This is a genomic window from Shewanella sp. Scap07, from assembly GCF_013394145.1.
Taxonomy (GTDB): Bacteria; Pseudomonadota; Gammaproteobacteria; order Enterobacterales; family Shewanellaceae; genus Shewanella; species Shewanella waksmanii.
The window spans coordinates 3,711,285-3,730,070 of sequence record NZ_CP041329.1; the positions used below are offsets into that span (position 1 = coordinate 3,711,285).

Sequence of the window (18,786 nt, forward strand, 5' to 3'; positions counted from 1 at the left end):
CAGGGAACCTCTATGGACAAGAAAATAGTTAAATTGAGCAGCCTAGCACTGGCCATATCTACCGCGCTAACCAGCCCAGTATTGCACGCTCAAGATGAAGAAATCATCGTGAATGAAGCCACACTGGAGCGTATTGAAGTCACCGCGCGTAAAACCGCTGAGAGCTTACAAAATGTGCCAGTAGCGGTAACCTCAATCAATGCCGAACAGTTAGCTGAAAGCGGCATAACCGAAGTCATAGAGGTCCAACAGTTTTCCCCTAACACGACATTGCAGCGCAGCCGTGGTACCAACTCGACCTTAACCGCTTTTATTCGTGGTGTTGGCCAAGAAGATCCATTATGGGGATATGAGCCTGGTGTCGGTATCTATATTGATGATGTTTACGTTGCCCGCCCTCAAGGGGCTGTACTAGATATTCTTGATGTTGAGCGTGTAGAGGTATTACGTGGGCCACAGGGAACCCTATACGGTAAAAATACCATAGGCGGTGCCATCAAATATGTGACCCGCAAAATGAGTGGTGATGCCGAGCTTAACTTACAAGGTACGTTTGGTAGCTATGCACAAACAGATTTTAAAGTGGCCGGCCAATATCCATTAATCGAAGATAAACTCTACATCGGGTTTGCCCTTGCTAGTCTGCAACGCGACGGTTACGGCGAATTTCTAAAATCTGCGCTACCAGATCAAGATAAAGAGAACTATAACAAAGATGTGCTAGCAGGCAGATTAACCTTAGAGTACACCCCCACAGACAACCTGTTCATGCGACTGAACTATGACAAAACTGAAGATGAGTCTAATGCCAAAGGCGGCTACCGTTTATTACCAAGCAAGTTAACTGACGCCCCGGTTCCCGACAGCGTTTACGATTCTTACACCAGTATGCCAACCTGGAACAAGGTCGAAACCGAAGGGCTTAGCTTTACTTTAGAGTACTTCATAAACGACAACTGGACCTTTAAATCTGTTACCGCATCACGTGAAAGCTACTCGCCTACAAATATCGATTTTGATAATACCGATCTGCGCATATTCGATGTACCCGCCATTTATGAAGATGAGCAAGTATCACAAGAGTTTCAGGTTAACTACGACTCTGACAACCTAACATTAGTCTCTGGGCTGTATTACTTTAAAGGTGACTCTTGCGGCCAGTTTGACGCCATTTTAGAAGAAGCCTTTATTGATTTTGGTGGACTCACTCGAGAAGTCAGTGGGTGCAACAATAGCGAGAGCTACGCTGCCTACCTGCAAGGCTCATACAATTTTACTGACAAACTCTCGCTAACCTTGGGTGCCCGTTACACCCAAGAAGAGAAACAAGCCACTGTGAATAACGGCGTTATCTTCGACAGCATCTATCCTAAAACAGGCTGGTATCCAGGTTTTGTCCGTGATGAAGACCTAATTGAAGCCCACATACCAACGGTACTTGATGACAGCGAAGATTGGTCACGCTTCACCCCGCGTGTCGGCTTCGAATACCAGTACAACCAAGATATGATGTTCTTTGCCAGTTACTCACAAGGCTTTAAGTCCGGTACCTTTAACCCAAGAGCACAGGGGCCAGAGCCCGCGGTAGATCCAGAGGTGGTCGACTCCTATGAAGTTGGGGTTAAAAGTGAGTGGAATAACAATCTACGCGTTAACCTTACTGCATTTTATCTCGACCATAAAGATAGACAGTTTGTCACAGTATTACCAGGAGAGGATGCCGCGGATCTGAATCAGCGCTTAGGTAACATCGGGACCTCTACGGCTCAAGGTATCGAGCTAGAGCTACAATATGCAGCAACCGAATCCCTGAACCTATTTGGTACCCTAGGCTTAATTGACTCCTCGTTCGAAGAGGTCATCTCATACGATGATGAGGGTAACCAAATTGATATTAGTGACAGCTATACCGTTGCTAACACCCCTGATACTACGGCTAATGTTGGCTTTAACTACAACCTCGATACCGACATCGGCGCGTTTGTCTTTAACGGCAATTACTACTACCGCAGCGAGTATGACCTCACCGTAACAGACAATTTGCTAACTCAAGAAGGCTATGGCCTGCTGAACTTCGGTCTAAATTGGTATGGCAATGAAGGCAATTGGACTGCCGGCCTACATTGGAAGAATGTCACCGATGAAGAATACCTTGTCGGCACCTATGCCTTTGTCACGCCAACCGATGATGGCGGCTATATAGAAGGGCTTGGTGGTGATAACACTTTGATTGGTTATTATGGTGATCCACAGACCATTTCACTGACTGTTGGTTACACCTTCTAAACCAATGTAAACGACTGAATACAGGCGATAAGAATTTAGATTTCAATCGCTTGTGTTCAGTCATTAACCCAGTAGTATAGAGTTAGCTACTTAATGAGTGCTAAAGGAGTTGCCCATGTCACATGCCAAAGTTGCCATCGCCGATGATCATCCACTGTTTCGCGCTGCCCTAAAGCAAGCGGTAGAACAGAGCTTTGCACAAACTGACATTTTAGAGGCAGAGACCTTTGAGCAGTTACTTGAGTTGGTAAAAGCCACCCCCAGTTTGGAGGTGGTTTTTTTAGATTTGCACATGCCGGGAAATGACGGTTTCACAGGGCTGACTTTATTGCAAAATCACTTTCCTGATCTAGTGGTTATTATGGTTTCATCGGATGATCAGGTTGAGATAATGCGCAAAGCCATCGATTTCGGTGCCAGTGCCTTTATCCCTAAATCTGCCAACCTAACAGTGATTGGTGAAGCGATAGATCAGGTATTAGATGGCGAAATTTGGCTACCAGAGCACACCGACATTAATATCGACCAGCAAAGTGCGGCTGAACACCAGCGCTTAGCCAAGCAATTAGCCCAGTTAACCCCTCAACAATATACAGTACTAGCCTGCATTGCCGACGGCCAACTGAATAAGCAAATTGCTTATGATCTCGATATTAAAGAAACCACAGTGAAAAAACACGTATCAGCAATCTTAGTTAAACTTGAAGTCTATAACCGCACCCAAGCTGGCTTAGTCTATCAACAGCTGATGATCACCTCGCCAGAAAATGAAGTGATTAGTGCTTAACATTGGCCGAATCATCGGCCTATTTGCTGACCCTGCACGAAAGGCAGTGCAATGGTGACTATTGAGCTGTTATTTCGCCAATCCCTATAACCATAAAATATTAGTAATAATATCAATCACTAAACTACCTAAACAAAAACAACAAAGCCACACTCAGCTGCTTTTACTGATCAGTAAGTAACCCACAATCACCTAGCTAAGATCGGCCTAGATTTTATGACTTAACTTATTTACCTCACAGTTTTCAAAGTAAAATCATCAACGCTCCAAACAAACACTTGTACAATAGCGCTTTTGATCATATGTTTGCCGAGTTGATTTTTTCTAAGGAGTAAACCAGTGTGGATATAAGTAACCTCAATGTGGCGTTTAATGAATTTATCTATGTAAGCAGCAGCTTAGTAGTCATTATTGCTGCTGTCTCAATCGTAACCGGGCTGATGCGAGAGTACATCCCCCAAGACAAAATGCAGCGACAGCTCATTAAACATCAAAAATATGGGCCTGCACTCGGCGCTGCCTTTGGCACATTAACCCCTTTTTGTAGCGCTGCAGTGGTACCCGTAACCATGGGGATGGCTTCTATGGGCGCCTCTTTAGGCACGGTATTTAGTTTCCTTATCTCTGCCCCCCTGTGTAATTTTGTCGTATTGGCGATGATATTTGCGGTATTTGGGCTAGAAGTCACTGCGTGCTATCTAGTATTGACCCTAAGTGCGGCGGTTATCGGTGGCTGGTTAATCTCACTATCCCCCTGGAAAAACGAGATAAAAAGAGGCGAAGAGCTGGAAACAAAGGATAATGAAAGCGACTGCAGCGCCAAGTCTAGCTGCTCAACACCTGTCGTTGCGACAGCCGCTGCGCCTGATTGTGCAAGCAGGGTCACTTGTGAATCACCGTCGACACTCGCCGCTAATCCACAACCTGTTGGGCAGTCCTGTGCAGTACAGCAATCTAGCTGTATCAATCCGGGGCCTACCGCGGTGCTACCTGACAAACTCTGCCGTGCAATGAAATTTGCGTGGGCGCTTTTCAAACGCATTATGCCCTATGTATTAGTCGGTGCATTAATTAGCGGTTTGTCTGCTGCCTATTTACCAGCAGAAATAGTCGAAACTTACGTAGGAAGCGACAACTTAAGCGCAATCATTATTGCCGCAGTTATCGGTGTTCCACTATATTTACGCATAGAAATGGCTATCCCTCTAATCAAAATTCTTATCTTAAAAGGGATGGGGATGGGTCCCGCGATGGCGCTCATTATTGGCGGTACAGGCGCTAGCTTACCGGAAATTGCACTGGTGTCATCGGTACTAAAACCAAAAGCGGTGATTGCATTTGTTTTGATGATCATTACCACAGCCATCATAGGCGGTTTGCTATTCCAAATGCTGTTCTAACATCAACGCGCCAATGCTTGCAGCGACAAAGCCCCAAGTGACTGAAAATGGGGTCGCTGCAGGTAACCCATCAACATAATCTTTTCTAACACCAACTCTTTCATTTGAATGTTTAATAGAGGTAACCATGCTTAAGATCGGCATATTGTTATGCGGTGATATTCCACTAGAGATGCAACCGGCATGTGGTGACTACGGCCGCTGTATCGCCAAACAACTACACATTAACCCCCAAGCTTGCCAATTAAGCAGTTGGCGGGTATTCGAAGACCAATTTCCTAACTCGCCAGATAGCTGTGACGTCTACATTGTCAGCGGCAGTCCAGCTAGTGTCCATGACCCCAGTGCATGGATACAAACATTGAGCGATTTCATCCAACAAGCGGTTCTTCAACAGCGACGACTGATTGGCATTTGTTTTGGTCACCAAATCATCCACCATGCTTTAGGTGGCCATGTGGCAAAGTCAGCACAAGGCTGGGGCTTAGGTGTTTATGACACCCGTGTCCTTACGGATTTTCTGTCACTCAAGCAAGGGCAAGTGTTACGATTGATCGCCATGCACCAAGACCAAGTGATTATTCCAGCTCCTAGGTTTAATGTTGTTGCTGGCAGCCCATTTTGCCTTAACTTTCTCACCTGTTTAAACAAGCAGGTACTTACTGTTCAAGCTCACCCTGAATTTACCTTAGCCTTCTTTGAACAGTTTTTAGGGCTGCGCCAACACCTCTATGGCGAGTCAACGAGCCGTAAGGCACAAGCATCCTTGTCAAAAACCAATCACAGTGAGGCATTTAACCAAATGCTCTACGAGTTCATTTTTAGCGAGTAACCCCGCGTAGCCTTGGTCAGCTTCGGCAACTTTAACTCGTAGTGAGTTTTTTGCTACACTGCGCGAGCGATGAGCATCATAATAACCGTCTTAAAAGAGAGCTAAACCTTGACAGAAAAACAGTATATTCAAGCCTTAAAAGCACTCGCTGACTCCACCCGTTTGAGGTTGTTTTGGTTATTAGTCAAAGTTGACCAGCGGATTTGTGTCGCTGAAGCGATGGATGTGACCTGTGACAGCCAATATAATGTGTCACGTAACCTTAAACTTCTCTACCAAGCCGGCTTAATCGTCCCCCAAAAACAAGGCAAGTGGGTATACTACACGCCAGTTGAACAGCAGCAGCCTCATTGGCAACAACTCATAGAGTCAGTTAAATCCATACCTGATAATGAGTTTTGTGACGATATTAACCGCTGCAAATGGCGATTGAGCCTGAGAGAAAACAATGAGTGCGTAATTGGCGCTCAAAGTGAACAATGGCAAGCCATACTTGAACAACAACCTAAAGTCTAAATCAGGTAGTCTTCCTGTATAAGTAATCGGTTATTGAGCCAACTAGCTCAAACAATTGGCGCTATCAACCGACTTGACTCACAGGTTTACAGGTAAGTAAATCAATAGCAACAACCAGCAATTAATATCGTTAATACTTAGCATTGTATTAAGCCAGCTTTTTTATCATTCGTTTGAGCGCTATCGCTTTAAGCGGCTTACGAACAAAGGCAAACCCTGCTTGGCTGGTATGCTGACGCACTTGCTCAGAAGGGTCAGCCGAGCAGATAATGCAGCTGGCATGGTCTAAATCCAGCAATGGTTGTTTACTTAGCAGCAACGCCACCAAATCGACGCCATTTTTATCATCATCTAAATGATAATCAGCAATAATGAGTTTCGGCTTGGCATCGCCCTGTAGTAACTGCAATGCTGCCGCTTCATCTTTCGCGGCCAAGACACGACAGCCCCACTGCGATAATTGCGATGTCATGGCGGTTAAGATTAATTCGTCGTTGTCGATTACCAGCACATCGATATTAAATTGCGTTGCTGTGGCAACGATTTCCTCACGGGGAAATGACACCACATTGCGCGGCCGCTGCTGCCCAGCGACTCGGTCAACTTGGATAGAAAAGCACGTGCCCTTGCCCACTTCTGAACGCACCTTAATCCGGTGGCCAAGTAGTTTAGCTATTCTGTCGGATATGGCTAATCCTAAGCCCAAACCCGGTATTTCACGGGTTTGTTCTAAGCGGGCAAACTCGGCAAAAATGCTGTGTTGTTTGTCAGCAGGAATGCCCGGACCATTGTCCCACACTTCAATGGTGACACTGTTTTTATCACGCCGCACGCCCAGCAGCACTTTGGCCCGCTCGCCATTAGGGCGCTGCTTAGCAGGTGCATAATGACAGGCATTCGATAAGAAATTCTGAATCACTCGCCGCAGCATCTGCTGATCACTATTGACCATGCAACCACTGTACTGATAGCAAAAATCAATCTGCTCCTGCTTAGCAATCACACTAAACTCATTGGTTAACGTGGCTAGCAGTTCATCTATGGCAAAATCATGTTTGTCGACTTTGCTTGAACTGCCATCTAAGCGCGATATCTCAACCAAGTCAGATAACAGGTTTTCTACTACATTAAGGGAATCCTCAATGTGAGTGGCTAAATCAACCAATTCGGGAGATTTCACCCGCTGTTTTAGCATGTCAGTAAACAGGGTTAGCGCGTTAAAAGGCTGCATTAAATCGTGACTGGCAGCGGCTAAAAAGCGAGTCTTAGAACTGTTGGCGGCCTCAGCTTGCGCCTTGGCCTTAGCCAGTTCATGGGTGCGACTGGCGACCCGCTTTTCTAAAGTTTCGTTGGCTTGCTGCAAGGCTTTTTCTGCTTCAACGTGGCGAGTAATATCAGAAAAGGTACTGACAAAACCACCGCCAGGCATGGCTTGACCGCGGATCTCCAACACAATGCCACTGGGTAAAGTTCGCTGAAAATGGTGCCCATGGCCTGAGCGCATATGGGCAATACGCTTGGCCACTAAGCTGTCGACTTCATCACCGGTGATCACGCCGCGGGTCACATTAAAGCGGATCAGCTCATCCACCCCAATACCCGCACGCACGAGATGGGGCGGGTAATCCAGCAGTTCGATATAGCGTTGGTTCCACGCCACCAAACGCATGTCGGCATCAACCACACTGATCCCTTGTTCAATGTTCTCGACCCCCGATTGCAATAGCTCGCGATTAAACTCTAAGATCTGGCTGGCTTCGTCAACAATGCTCACCACATCTTCAAGCGGCACATCTTGAGAGAACGATGCCGCTTTCATCACCATGCGGGTGGATGCCGACCCCAACACTCCGGCCAGTTTTAAGCGCGTATAATCGATGAGTTGTTGTTGATGCTTAATACTGCCGGGCTCATATTGAGTCTGCTGCTGGGCAAAACGCAACATTTCATCCGCTTCCTGCTTATCGATAAATCGGTGCAGCAAGCTATATAGATCATTGGCGCTGAGATGACGCTCGAACTGTGTTTGCTGTCGATTTAAAAACAATTCAGCTTGGATAGTCTCACCGACACTGCGCAGCGACACGAGGGATATCACCACATAGCACACTAAGTTTGCAGACAAACTATAAAATACCCCATGGGTGACAGGATCAAACCAGTCGAGGCCAAACAGTGCGGTCGGCGTTAACCAGCTCAGCGCAAATGGCCCATACACCACCCAATTGGCATCGGCAAAAATAGCCGGTAACAGCAAGGTATAAAGCCATAACAAGCTACCGACAATGAGACCAATCAATGCGCCCTTTGCCGTCGCCTGGCGCCAAAATAGCGCTCCCACGGCCGCGGGCGCAAACTGCGATAACAATACAAACGACAGTAAACCTATACCTGCCAAGTGATGTTGATGGTCCACAAAACGCTCAAAGGCGAAGGCAAATAATAAGATAACGGCTATCGATACCCGGCGTAAGTTTAATAACACGCCCGCCAGCTGCGGCGTTTGGCGGGCCTGAAATTTAGGTAGTTTTAACAATAATGGCGTGAGGATCTCGGTCGATATCATGGTACTGAGTACAATGGCCGCCATAATCACCATGCTAGTAGCAGCCGCTAGACCGCCAATAAACACCACCACCGCTAGCCAAGCTTGCTGATAAAACAGCGGCAGCGTCAGCACGTAAGTGTCGGCATCAACACTGCCACCTGGAAAGCTTAACTGGCCAGCAATCGCAATGGGCAAGATAAACACGTTGATTAAAATCAGATACAGTGGAAATAGCCATCGCGCGGCTTTGAGCTCTTTTTCATGATGGTTTTCAATCATCATCATGTGAAACTCTTGTGGCAAGATAAAGATAGTGATGGCGCCAAGGATGACTTGAGTAACAACAAAGTACAGCGAGTTTGGTGAACTCACTTGCGGCAAAGTTTGCTGCTGGTCGAGTAGCGCACCAAAGCCATCAAATACAAAGTAAGTGGCAAAAATACCCACCGCCGTCAATGCAAACAGCTTCACCACTGAGCTAAACGCAATCGCTAATACTAAGCCTTGATTTTGCTTATTGGCTGCCACTTGGCGTGCGCCAAATAAGATGCTGAATACAATCAATACTAAGGTCACCACAAATGCGGTGCTAATACCCGATTGAAAGGTGCCGGTTAGCAAATCAAAACTGGTACTGATCGCCCTTAGCTGCAATGCAATATAGGGAATGGTGCCCAGCATTGACACCACAGCCACTGTGGCTGCAATGGTTTGTGAGCGGTCGTAACGGCAAGCAATAAAGTCAGCGATTGAAGTGAGGTTTTCAGCTTTAATGATCCGCAACATCCGCAGCAGCATTGGCCATGCCAATATCAGGCAAGCAATCGAGCCAATATAAATAGGCGCCAGCCAAGCGCCAGTGGTTGCCGCTTGGCCAACGGTGCCATAAAACGCCCACGACGAGCAGCTTACCCCAAGGGATAAGCTATAAACCCAAGGTCGGCTCAGCCACTTCTTCTTAGCTTGCCCTTGCCCCCATTGCGCCACAACAAACAGTAGCCCCAAGTAGGCGATAGACAAACCGGTAATCAACCAAGTATCTAACGATAACCACGCTAACAAGCACAATCTCCAACGGCAAAAATCGGTGACTCACTACTGAGTAAGCTACAGAAATTTAACTAGTTAATAAAGCCAGCATAACACGGCTAAATCAATGAAGTAGTGCACTAAGGTAGTACTTATTTATGCCGCGCCTTTGGATAACCTAATAACTCTCTCTTTCAACGGATTTGAAGCACTTCACCATGAAAATAACCAACAAATATGTGGTCGAAACTCTTGTGTTCTTCAGCTATGTTCTGTTTGCAATGGCGTGGGTGGGAGGCACAGCAAGCATGAGCCAAATTATGGCATCCATGCAGATAGACAGCCTAGCCTCAGCCAGTTTTATTAGCGGCGCGGTGACACTCGCCAAAATTGTCGGCACCTTCGGTGCGGCATGGATAGCCATAAAGTACGGCGTCAAATACGCCTTTTTCATCGCTTCATTGTTGATAGTGATGGGGCTATTGACCCCCTACGCTCCCAACTACGAGCTATTACTGCTAAGCCGCTTTCTAATGGGATTAGGCGGAGCATTCATGATTGTGTATTTTAATCCCATTGTGATGCAGTTCTTTAGCCTTGAAGAGCGCCCGGTTATTAATGGCATTAATGCCGTGGCGTTTAACGTAGGTACCGCCATTGTGCTGTGGATGATGGCAGATATTAACCAGCTTACCGGCAGCTGGCAGATCACATTGATTGTATTTTCACTGGCCAGTTTAGTGCTAGCGTTACTGTGGTTAACGGTACAGTTTCAGCCACAGACTCAAAGCGCTAATAACAGCGCCGATGGGCAAAACAGCGCTAGCAGTCAACCTTACTGGCAGGGGCTAAAAGACCGTTTTAATTGGATTTATGGTTTTACTTACTCGGGCTTGCTAACGTTTTACATCTGCCTATTTACCTTTTATCCCGAAGCAGGCATCAGCCAAAGCAAATGGGTGATTGGCTTTGGTATTATTGGTACCATCGCTGGCATCATCTATAGCAAGCGCCAGCCGCTGCGTCTGCCGGTGATCCGGTTTTCAGGTGTCATGATCACCCTTAACATCATTGGTTTATCCTTTATCGAACTACCTTGGCTGCAAACCCTATCGGCGATTGTGTTGGGGTTCTTTATCTTCTTCCCCGTAACGGCCTTAGTGTCTATCCCCCATGAGCTCCCCAACATGACAGGCGAGCGCATCACGGTGACATTCAGCCTGTTCTACTCAATTAGCTACCTGTTCTCTACCATCATCTTATGGGTCTTTGGCAAGTTAGTGGATATCAACCAGGGTGACTACCGACTGTCATTTATGATGATAGCCTTGCTCAGTTGCACTTTTTTCATTGGCGGATATTTGTTACCTGAAACAGGTAAAACTAAGGAGTTATCACCATGCGAGGCATAGTTTCCCCTAAGCTGGACGATTTTTTAGCTGCCACCAACAAAGCCATTGCCGACGCAAAAGCGCAAGGTATTCAATACACCCCAACGCAGGTAAGAGCCAACTTAGACAAGCTTGCCGCATTGATGAATGTAAAACCCAGCATAGATTTTATTGAAGACAGGGCTTTTACAATGGCCGATGGCCGTAGCTTGCAGGCCAGAGTGTACAGCCCCAACCCAACCAAGCCCTTGCCCGTGGTGATGCACTTTCACGGCGGCGGTCATATGTGCGGTAGTGTAGCACTGTACGACCCGGTGAGCCGTCAGCTGGCCCACACGGCACAGTGTGTGGTGATTTGTGTTGAATACCGCCTCGCCCCCGAGCACCCCTACCCTGCAGGGATACACGATTGCCAACATGCACTGATTCATTATCAAGACGTACTATCGGGCATTGCCCATGACGGCAGTATCGCCATTATGGGCGACAGTGCCGGCGGCGCTATTTGTACCACCCTAACCATGAACCGCCTTAAAAATCCCGCCATACGTATCGACAAACAGATATTAATCTACCCCAGTGTCGACTACACCATGAGTAGCGCATCGGTAAGCAGCAATGGCCAAGGTTTCTTACTAGAACAAGCGCGGGTACGTTGGTACTTTCAACAATACTTCCGTCACGCCTTAGCCAACGAAGAGGAAGTAAAACGTGCCTCACCACTGTTTGGCGCCTTCGATGCAGATATGCCCGCCACCTTGGTATTCACAGCCGGATGCGACCCGTTGCGTGATGAAGGCATCGCCTATGTTAATGCTATGCAAGATGCCGGTGCGAGCGTTGAACACTGCCATTTAGACGGCATGATCCACGCCTACATGTTGTTGCAGGATTTAGTCAGTGAAGAGTGCCAAACAACCTATCAGCGTATTGATCGGTTTTTGAATGCAGAGGGTTAGCAGGTTATCGTGCCAATGATTGGTGGGGAGTTATCGCCTCCAACGGGGAGTTTGCAATCTTATTCCCATGATTGATCGGGAGTTTTCGCCTCCAACAGGGGGCATCATTCTGCTGATGGTAAGTCGAAAAGCTGCGCCTCCAGCGGGGTATGTGCAGACACTTTTACGGCACGCTGTGAACCCTTCCATGGGCGCTCTGCGACAGCATCTGATGTGAAGGGATTCACAAATGCCGCGGTGGCATGGATGCCAAGGAGTGGCCATGTTTTCGATACCCTCAGCCGTATCTGCACTAGATTAAGTATCTCTTCGATTTAGCCTTTCAGGATGAAACTTTTAAAGCTCCAATCACTAGGCTACGAAGTAATAGTCACCAAGTGTGAACACGGCTGTGACCTTCCGTGACAGGACGTCACGGCAGCGCATACAGGGATTGTACTTGCTGCGTGTCACAGCAGTGTTTACATAAGCCCTAGCGGCCAGCGATTGTTAGATATTTTCTTGCTGATAATAAATCAAGCAGCTGCGCCTCCAGCGGGGTATGTGCAGATACTACTGTGACACGCGGTGAATATGTCCCTATAGGCTCTGCGACCACGTCCTGTGGTCGAAGGTCACAATCGCATCTACACTAGGTTAAGTATCTCTTCGATTTAGCCTTTTGGTTATCGAAAATGAACGGGATAAACAAGTTTACCCTGCCCCCACCTACCAGCTTTCATATGACGGCTAGATAGGCTTTGATTGCAAATAAGCGTCTTGTGCTAAGTGTTCATTCACCATCTGAGCATAGGGTAACTCTCTTGCTTGATCGCGTAGATAATCCATTCCCGCTAGGAACCCTGAAAACATCTTTAATGCAATAAACTGGCCTACGGTTGTGCAGGTATAGTTCGCGCCTTGTTTTTCAATAGCCCCTATGGTGCGTAAGTAAGCCAACTCAATCGGGAAAGCTTGCCACAAGGATTTGCCGGTATGAGCTTTGAACTGCTGATTATCTAGCAAACCATGCCCCATCATCATCAATAAGTAATGATGTAATAATGATTGCTGACTCAATGATTTTGTGTAACAGGTACCGGATAAGCCCTTGTTTATACGTTCAATATAATGCGGGATATCAAAACTTGATATCCTAAACTGTTTACCAAATCGGCCAAATGCACCTGAGCCCACACCAAAACAGTCCTCACCATCTAACACATATTTATTGTCGTTAGCTTGGCCACTGTTTCGGCTATAAGTCCATGGGAACTCCATTAAATACTTATCGCCCATTGCTTGTTTAACCGCTAAAAACTGAGGCCATAAATCTTCATTCTTGCCCGATAATTTGCCAGCCTTTTTACGGTTTTTACCAATTCCGGCCGTTAATGGATAGGTAGTGATTTGCTCTGGCGCCAATCTTATTGCTTGTTCAATATCCTGGGTGACCGACTCTGGCGTTTGCACGTTAAAGCCATACATTAAATCTAAGTTTACGGTGGGAATCACATCTATCGCTCGGCTGACATACTCCGCTTGCTGCAAACTGCTGCCAAACTTTTCAAACCGACCACTGGCCTTCAGAATTTTGTCATCAAAACTTTGTACACCCACAGAAATACGGTCAACTAAACCTTTCAACAAATGTGGATTACCCGCCTTAAAGTATATCGGGTCGCTCTCTGTTGAGACCTCGCGGATTTGCGTTAGCGACTTAATCAGCTCAATCAAACCGATTAATTCATCTTCTAAGATGGTAGTGGTACCACCGCCTATATAGACCCGATTAAAACGGTAGCCCTTTGCTATGACTTCACGAATTTCTTTTCTTAACGCACTAAAGTACTGCCGCGCTAATGCCTCATCAAACTTCACTTTATGAAACGAACAAAAACGGCAAAGTGTGTGACAAAAAGGAATATGAATGTATAGCGTTTCAATAGGTTTATCAGATACGCGCAGCGTGGCGACATAGGTTAACTCAACGGCATCATTTAAACTAAGCGCTTGCCTAATATTATGACCCATCACCCAATCTAGGCTTTGGCTTGCCAAATTGATTACTGTTTTAGATTGTCGTATTGCCATAAGCCCCTCACCATGTTTGAGTTTCTAAACAAGGCCATCATTTGCTTCTCATTGAGAAGGCACAACTTGCTTGCTGAGAATTGACACAATTAAGATAGGCTAAAGTAGAAAAGTAAAACGATACCCCTCCCATAAATATACAAATTACTACATGCTCAGTATGTAATTACAGTATAAAGCAGATATAAATCACATAGTTATTTTACTCATAACCAATATATTTCATAAAAATAGCTTGTCATTTTTTAGAGGTAAGCCTCAGCATTGAGTTTACTGTGAGCTGATACAAATTCATGGTTCAAGTCGTCACTTCCTATGTGAAAAATTCAGTACATTTAAGCTCAAAAAACCATGGTCAACCATTGGTTATCCAGCGGGGGTTACCGCTAAGTAAGGGGGGAGTTTGCAATCATATTCCCATGATTGATGGGGAGTTATCGCTTCCAACGGGGAGCTTGCAATCATATTCCCATGATTGGTGAGGAGTTATTACCTCCAACGGGGAGCTTGCAATCATATTCCTCATGATTGATGGGGAGTTATCGCCTCCAACGAGATTTTACAATCATCATGCTGATGATAAGCCGAAAACTACGCTTCCAGCGGGGAGTTCGCAATCATATCCCCATGATTGATGGGGAGTTATCGCCTCCAACGGGGCGAGGGGCATCATTCTGTTGATGGTGAGCCAAACAGCTTCGCCTCCAGCGGGGGATGTGCAGATACTTTTTCGGGACGCTTTGCGTCATCCATGACCGCTTAGCGAAAACATCCATGTTTTCGATACCCTCAGCCGTATCTGCACTAGATTAAGTATCTCTTCGATTTAGCCTTTCAGAATGAAACTCAAAACCAGTGTTTATGGTTTAAGCTTTTCAATCACCTTTGCGTCTACCCAGTATCGTTTGCCGACATAGTTCTGGCTGCCGTCTGGTTTTGTCAGCCACTCGCCTCTGGTGAAAAATAAGTATTTACCATCATGGGTTACCTGCGGCGCGCTTTCTTGCATTGCAGTATTGATAGATGGACCCATATTGATGGCAGGTGACCATTGCCCCTGCTGGTTTCTAAAACTGATATACAGATCTGCTTGTCCATAGCCCCCCTCGCGTCTTACATCCCAAATCAAATAAGATTCATCGGGCGCTATGTAGGGGTGGGCAATAAACTCTCCGGTATTAATGTCATGGCTCATTTTCACCGCAGACGCATATTCTCCGTCCTTTAGACGCGCAAAATACATCTCGCCTATGTCTGCTTTTTCATACACAGTGTAATAATAAGTCCCGTTAGCAGAAACTGACCTTCCATGCGCCATTTTATTGATAAAATCGCCGGGGCTTTTAAGCGCCGACCAGCCAGTTTTAGTCCGCTCGCGATAACCTTTGCCAATGTACATCACCTTGCCATCAGCCGAGAACTGTGACCATTTTATATCAGTTTCTGTTTCCTGCCCCCAACGCCCATTCTGCTGTTGAATAACAAAGAACGTGCGCTGTTTATATTTGCCATTCTTCCTTGTGAAGTAGAAATGCTGCATATCTGGTGTGAAGCTTCCCCCCTCAAACAATCCATCAGGAGAAAGCATTGCCGGCTCAAAAATCTTCGGCGTTAACCCCGGCGGCTGCTCACCAAAATAAGATGTAACCTCGACATCTTCCTTGCCCTTTTTATCGCTATCACTACCAGCACAAGCTGTACTAGTGATAAGCAAAAATGCAATAAATATAACCGTCCATTTCATAATTTATCCTTGTTAAACAACTAATACTTTAAACCTGTGACTCTTGAGACTGCGACGCTAAATACAGCAATTAGGCGTTGCTAATCAGCTCCTTTGATTGCAGAGCATTGCTCACTGAAGATCAGCCTTCAATGAGACACAAGGCCAAAGTATTTGAGTAGAACTCAAAATACCTGACGTCTTGCTGATTTTTGCTTGATTTCGTTGTGGGGCAGTTTATGCCTTTGCAATACTACATCCCTATCAGACCAGACGTTAACTTACACAACATCAATATGAAGCACGACATGAAGGTGGTTGTTCATCACTGCGTATGCAGCTACGTCAATGGCAAACACTTCGGTAAGTTTCAAGATTTGAGCATCTACCCAACCACGGCGATGGTCATAGTTTTTGCCAGTGTATTTATCATCACAGCATAAGAAAGCACGTCGTATAACACGAATGCAAGCGTGATAGTAAGGCGTGTCTTCGAGACTAATGTGGGTCCATTAGGTCTTGCCATTTAACCTCCTTGTTTTATGTGCTAATCAATCATAATAGGTGCTTGTCATTTACGGCATTAACTATGACTGTCCTATCATTTAATGGCCCCAAGCTTCGACTGTAAACGTGCAACAAGCAAGACAGAAAAAATGCCTGCACAGATGAGATGTTGCCTACTTATAACAATCAGCTTAGTTATCTCTATCAAGAGGCCTATTACAAGTCACCCAATGCTAAGCCTCTTAGAGCAAACCAGAGAAAGTGATTTAAAAACCTTGGTCAGAGCTGCTCATCTAAAACTCGATTTGCAGAATGTTTTTCCATTGAGCTCCAAAGCAGCATTCCAGATCACCATAGATCATTGAAAAGTAGGGAAGTTTATCAACATAACCCGCTATCAAGTACTATAACTCTCCCTCATACTAGCTATTATATAAAATAAGTAAGTAAAAACATTGTTATAACTTTAAATTTATGACTCATTCTTGCAAAATTTTTTTGGCTTTTGTCAGAAATATGACTTACGATAAGTCCACATTTTTTGAGGTGATTTTATGTTTGGAAAGATACAGAAGGAAACTGTTGTTTCTGTTCATAAACCTGTTGAATTTAGAGTAATAGATCAAGATGAATTAGCTCTTGAATTAGACGTTGAAAACCTTGCAAAGCAAGCCGCAAGAGAAGATAAGCCTATTTCGGGAAGTTTATCTCCAGATGCTAATGAACTTAAGTTCCAGGAAGATTTAGCCAGAAGAGCATTTCAGTCTGGTAACAGAGTTAAGCAGTCTCTCTCAGATCTTCGAGACTCAATACTTAATACTAGTATCACTAAGGAAGCTAGTGAAATTGAGCAAATGACAAGCAAGTTTGAATCTCAAATTGTATCAAATCTCAATAGTAAACTTTCTTTATTGAAGTCAATGGAAGACGATTATCGGCAGATAAATGACGACATAAATCATTTCAAAAAGACTAATGGTTTGAGACGAAGCGCTAGTTACCCACCAAGCCACGTTTTAACATTTTCTTTACTATTTATAGCTCTTATTGCTGAATCAATGCTTAACGGTGTCTTTTTTGCAGAAGGAAGCGATAGTGGGCTAGTTGGCGGAATCGCAATTGCTTTTGTTATTTCGTTTTTCAATATTTCTGTTGGGTTCATAACTGGTTTCTTCTTAAGGTACAAGAATCATATTTCTCGAGCGAAAAGTATTTTTGCATACTTTACTCTTATTGTTTCCATCACTTTCTCGACAGTTTTTAACCTCCTTGTTGGGCATTATCGAGAGGCATTAGGTATTGATCCTGATAATGCTAAATCGATCGCAGTAGATAGATTTTCTGAAGGAATTCTAACAATTTACGATGTTCAGTCTTGGCTGCTGATCGCAATTGGTTTGGTTTTTTTTGGTTTCGCAATTTTTAAGGGGTATAAAATTGATGATGAATACCCCAAATATGGAAAGATAGTTAGGGATCGAGAGCAGTTAAAAGAGGATATTACTGGAGAAAAAGAATCATTCTATGATGAGTTTGATGAACTGCATGAAGAGCTCGATTCAAGGTTAGATGATATTTATGAAAGCGTAATCCTTACTAGCAAACGCTTAAATAGCTATGTTAATTCCATTGAAAACCAACAGTCAGCATACAACTCATACATTGTACACCTACAAAACTGTTTGAATTATGTAGTTACTCTATATAGAGACATCAACTCAAATGAGCGTTCTGACCCAAGTCCTGCTTACTTTAACTCATCTCAACTAAGTATATCTTCTGAACAAAATTTTATGGTTGAATTTGTTGATACTAGAAATGACTTGTTAGAAACAAAAGAAAAATTAGCTATAGCTGTCCCTAGAATAAAGTCTGAACTGTTTTCTATTAAAGAAACATATCACTCTAAAATTAATGAGGCATGTAAACTGTGAGTTCAGTAAGACGAAGAAAAAAAAAGCAAGCTGATCAAAAGGGGTGGTTACTGCTTGCTGTATGTGTTTGCATATTGACAGTCGCCGGGTATTTTCTTTACGAAGCTAATGCCAATGTAATTAAAAGGGAAACAGTTTCATCTTGTCGCCTTGATGGATATGTTTCCAGAGAGACTGCTATAGTTATCGATGCAACAGATAGCTTTTCCGAAACACAAGCAATGTTGGTTACGAAAGAAATACAAAAAACTCTTTCAGAAGCACTTATTGATGAAAAATTCACGCTCTATGTATTAAATGAGTCCGTGGGTAAAAATTCCAGTATAGTTGAAGGCTGTAATGCCGGAGATGGTAGTGAAGCAAATGAGCTGACTTCAAATAAACGAAGGCTAAAAAAACAGTGGAATGAAAATTTTTATAATAGATTTGTCGTTGCAGTCGAAAATTTAGTTGGTCAACATTCTGCAAAAGAATCTCCAATATTTGAAATGATTAAATTTGTCTCTGTAAATACTATGTATGACAGTAAGGCTGAAAATAAGCGCATTATTTTAGTATCTGACATGCTACACCACACATCTAAATACTCTCAATATCGTCAGAATACGAGTTTCAATTCATTTGAAGCTTCTTCATATTCATTAGAAGTTAGGCCTCATTTAAGAAGTGTAGATGTTGAAATTCTTTATGTTGTCAGAGCTAAGGATCGAAAACTGCAGAATCGAGGCCATATAGGCTTTTGGGAAGCCTTTGTTAGTAATGCAGGTGGGCAGGTTATTACTGTAAAATCAATAAATTGAG

The 18,786-nt window shown here is 44.6% G+C and carries 12 protein-coding genes and 1 pseudogene; 9 read left to right on the forward strand and 4 right to left on the reverse strand.

Features of this window, described 5'->3' with window-relative positions; all coding sequences use genetic code 11:
* Window positions 1–12: 12 nt before the first annotated feature.
* The 5 genes from FLM48_RS16285 to FLM48_RS16305 all read left to right on the forward strand — a co-directional run bounded on the left by FLM48_RS16285 (window position 13) and on the right by FLM48_RS16305 (window position 5,821).
* Window positions 13–2,286: a TonB-dependent receptor gene (locus FLM48_RS16285; protein ID WP_179025346.1), complete on the forward strand. Its 2,274-nt coding sequence runs from the start codon at window positions 13–15 to the stop codon at window positions 2,284–2,286.
* A gap of 115 nt (window positions 2,287–2,401) precedes the next feature.
* Window positions 2,402–3,073 (forward strand): response regulator transcription factor, encoded by a 672-nt coding sequence (locus FLM48_RS16290; protein WP_179025347.1) that lies wholly within the window; start codon window positions 2,402–2,404, stop codon window positions 3,071–3,073.
* 341 nt (window positions 3,074–3,414) lie between these two features.
* Window positions 3,415–4,473 carry a permease gene (locus FLM48_RS16295; RefSeq protein ID WP_179025348.1) on the forward strand — a complete coding sequence of 353 codons (1,059 nt, stop codon included), beginning with the start codon at window positions 3,415–3,417 and terminating at the stop codon, window positions 4,471–4,473.
* Between the two features lie 127 nt (window positions 4,474–4,600).
* Window positions 4,601–5,305: a glutamine amidotransferase gene (locus FLM48_RS16300; RefSeq protein ID WP_179025349.1), complete on the forward strand. Its 705-nt coding sequence runs from the start codon at window positions 4,601–4,603 to the stop codon at window positions 5,303–5,305.
* A 108-nt stretch (window positions 5,306–5,413) separates the two neighbouring features.
* Window positions 5,414–5,821, forward strand: coding sequence for a helix-turn-helix transcriptional regulator (locus tag FLM48_RS16305; RefSeq protein ID WP_179025350.1), 408 nt, complete (start codon window positions 5,414–5,416; stop codon window positions 5,819–5,821).
* Window positions 5,822–5,969: 148 nt separating this feature from the next.
* Here FLM48_RS16305 and FLM48_RS16310 read toward each other — a convergent pair whose 3' ends face one another.
* On the reverse strand, window positions 5,970–9,431 hold the full coding sequence (locus FLM48_RS16310) for a PAS domain-containing hybrid sensor histidine kinase/response regulator (protein ID WP_179025351.1): 3,462 nt from the start codon (window positions 9,429–9,431) through the stop codon (window positions 5,970–5,972).
* 185 nt (window positions 9,432–9,616) lie between these two features.
* On the opposite strand from FLM48_RS16310, the gene FLM48_RS16315 reads away from it, so the two are divergent.
* Both FLM48_RS16315 and FLM48_RS16320 read left to right on the forward strand, forming a co-directional pair.
* A complete protein-coding gene (locus FLM48_RS16315; protein WP_179025352.1) occupies window positions 9,617–10,810 on the forward strand; it encodes an MFS transporter in 1,194 nt (397 codons plus the stop codon).
* Window positions 10,798–11,748, forward strand: a complete 951-nt coding sequence (locus FLM48_RS16320) for an alpha/beta hydrolase fold domain-containing protein (RefSeq protein ID WP_179025353.1) — start codon at window positions 10,798–10,800, stop codon at window positions 11,746–11,748. Before FLM48_RS16315 ends, FLM48_RS16320 begins: the two co-directional genes overlap by 13 nt.
* 729 nt (window positions 11,749–12,477) lie before the next feature.
* On the opposite strand, the gene FLM48_RS16325 is transcribed toward FLM48_RS16320, so the two are convergent.
* From FLM48_RS16325 to FLM48_RS22780, 3 genes and pseudogenes are all read right to left on the reverse strand, one after another.
* Window positions 12,478–13,821 (reverse strand): coproporphyrinogen III oxidase family protein, encoded by a 1,344-nt coding sequence (locus tag FLM48_RS16325; RefSeq protein WP_179025354.1) that lies wholly within the window; start codon window positions 13,819–13,821, stop codon window positions 12,478–12,480.
* An 859-nt stretch (window positions 13,822–14,680) separates the two neighbouring features.
* Window positions 14,681–15,565: a hypothetical protein gene (locus tag FLM48_RS16330; protein WP_179025355.1), complete on the reverse strand. Its 885-nt coding sequence runs from the start codon at window positions 15,563–15,565 to the stop codon at window positions 14,681–14,683.
* A gap of 263 nt (window positions 15,566–15,828) precedes the next feature.
* Window positions 15,829–16,047, reverse strand: a pseudogene (locus tag FLM48_RS22780) (transposase); the annotation flags it as partial.
* A gap of 558 nt (window positions 16,048–16,605) precedes the next feature.
* On the opposite strand from FLM48_RS22780, the gene FLM48_RS16340 reads away from it, so the two are divergent.
* Window positions 16,606–17,985, forward strand: coding sequence for a hypothetical protein (locus tag FLM48_RS16340; RefSeq protein WP_179025357.1), 1,380 nt, complete (start codon window positions 16,606–16,608; stop codon window positions 17,983–17,985).
* On the forward strand, window positions 17,982–18,785 hold the full coding sequence (locus FLM48_RS16345) for a hypothetical protein (protein ID WP_179025358.1): 804 nt from the start codon (window positions 17,982–17,984) through the stop codon (window positions 18,783–18,785). The genes FLM48_RS16340 and FLM48_RS16345 overlap by 4 nt, the downstream gene beginning before the upstream one ends.
* Window position 18,786: the final 1 nt, after the last annotated feature.

What these genes read in the sequence shown, in the direction of transcription:
- FLM48_RS16300 (WP_179025349.1), top strand. Translation starts at nt 4,601, where the DNA reads ATGCTTAAGATCGGCATATTGTTATGCGGTGATATTCCACTAGAGATG.
- FLM48_RS16315 (WP_179025352.1), top strand. Translation starts at nt 9,617, where the DNA reads ATGAAAATAACCAACAAATATGTGGTCGAAACTCTTGTGTTCTTCAGC.
- FLM48_RS16290 (WP_179025347.1), top strand. Translation starts at nt 2,402, where the DNA reads ATGTCACATGCCAAAGTTGCCATCGCCGATGATCATCCACTGTTTCGC.
- FLM48_RS16330 (WP_179025355.1), bottom strand. Translation starts at nt 15,565, where the DNA reads ATGAAATGGACGGTTATATTTATTGCATTTTTGCTTATCACTAGTACA.
- FLM48_RS16320 (WP_179025353.1), top strand. Translation starts at nt 10,798, where the DNA reads ATGCGAGGCATAGTTTCCCCTAAGCTGGACGATTTTTTAGCTGCCACC.
- FLM48_RS16325 (WP_179025354.1), bottom strand. Translation starts at nt 13,821, where the DNA reads ATGGCAATACGACAATCTAAAACAGTAATCAATTTGGCAAGCCAAAGC.
- FLM48_RS16340 (WP_179025357.1), top strand. Translation starts at nt 16,606, where the DNA reads ATGTTTGGAAAGATACAGAAGGAAACTGTTGTTTCTGTTCATAAACCT.
- FLM48_RS16285 (WP_179025346.1), top strand. Translation starts at nt 13, where the DNA reads ATGGACAAGAAAATAGTTAAATTGAGCAGCCTAGCACTGGCCATATCT.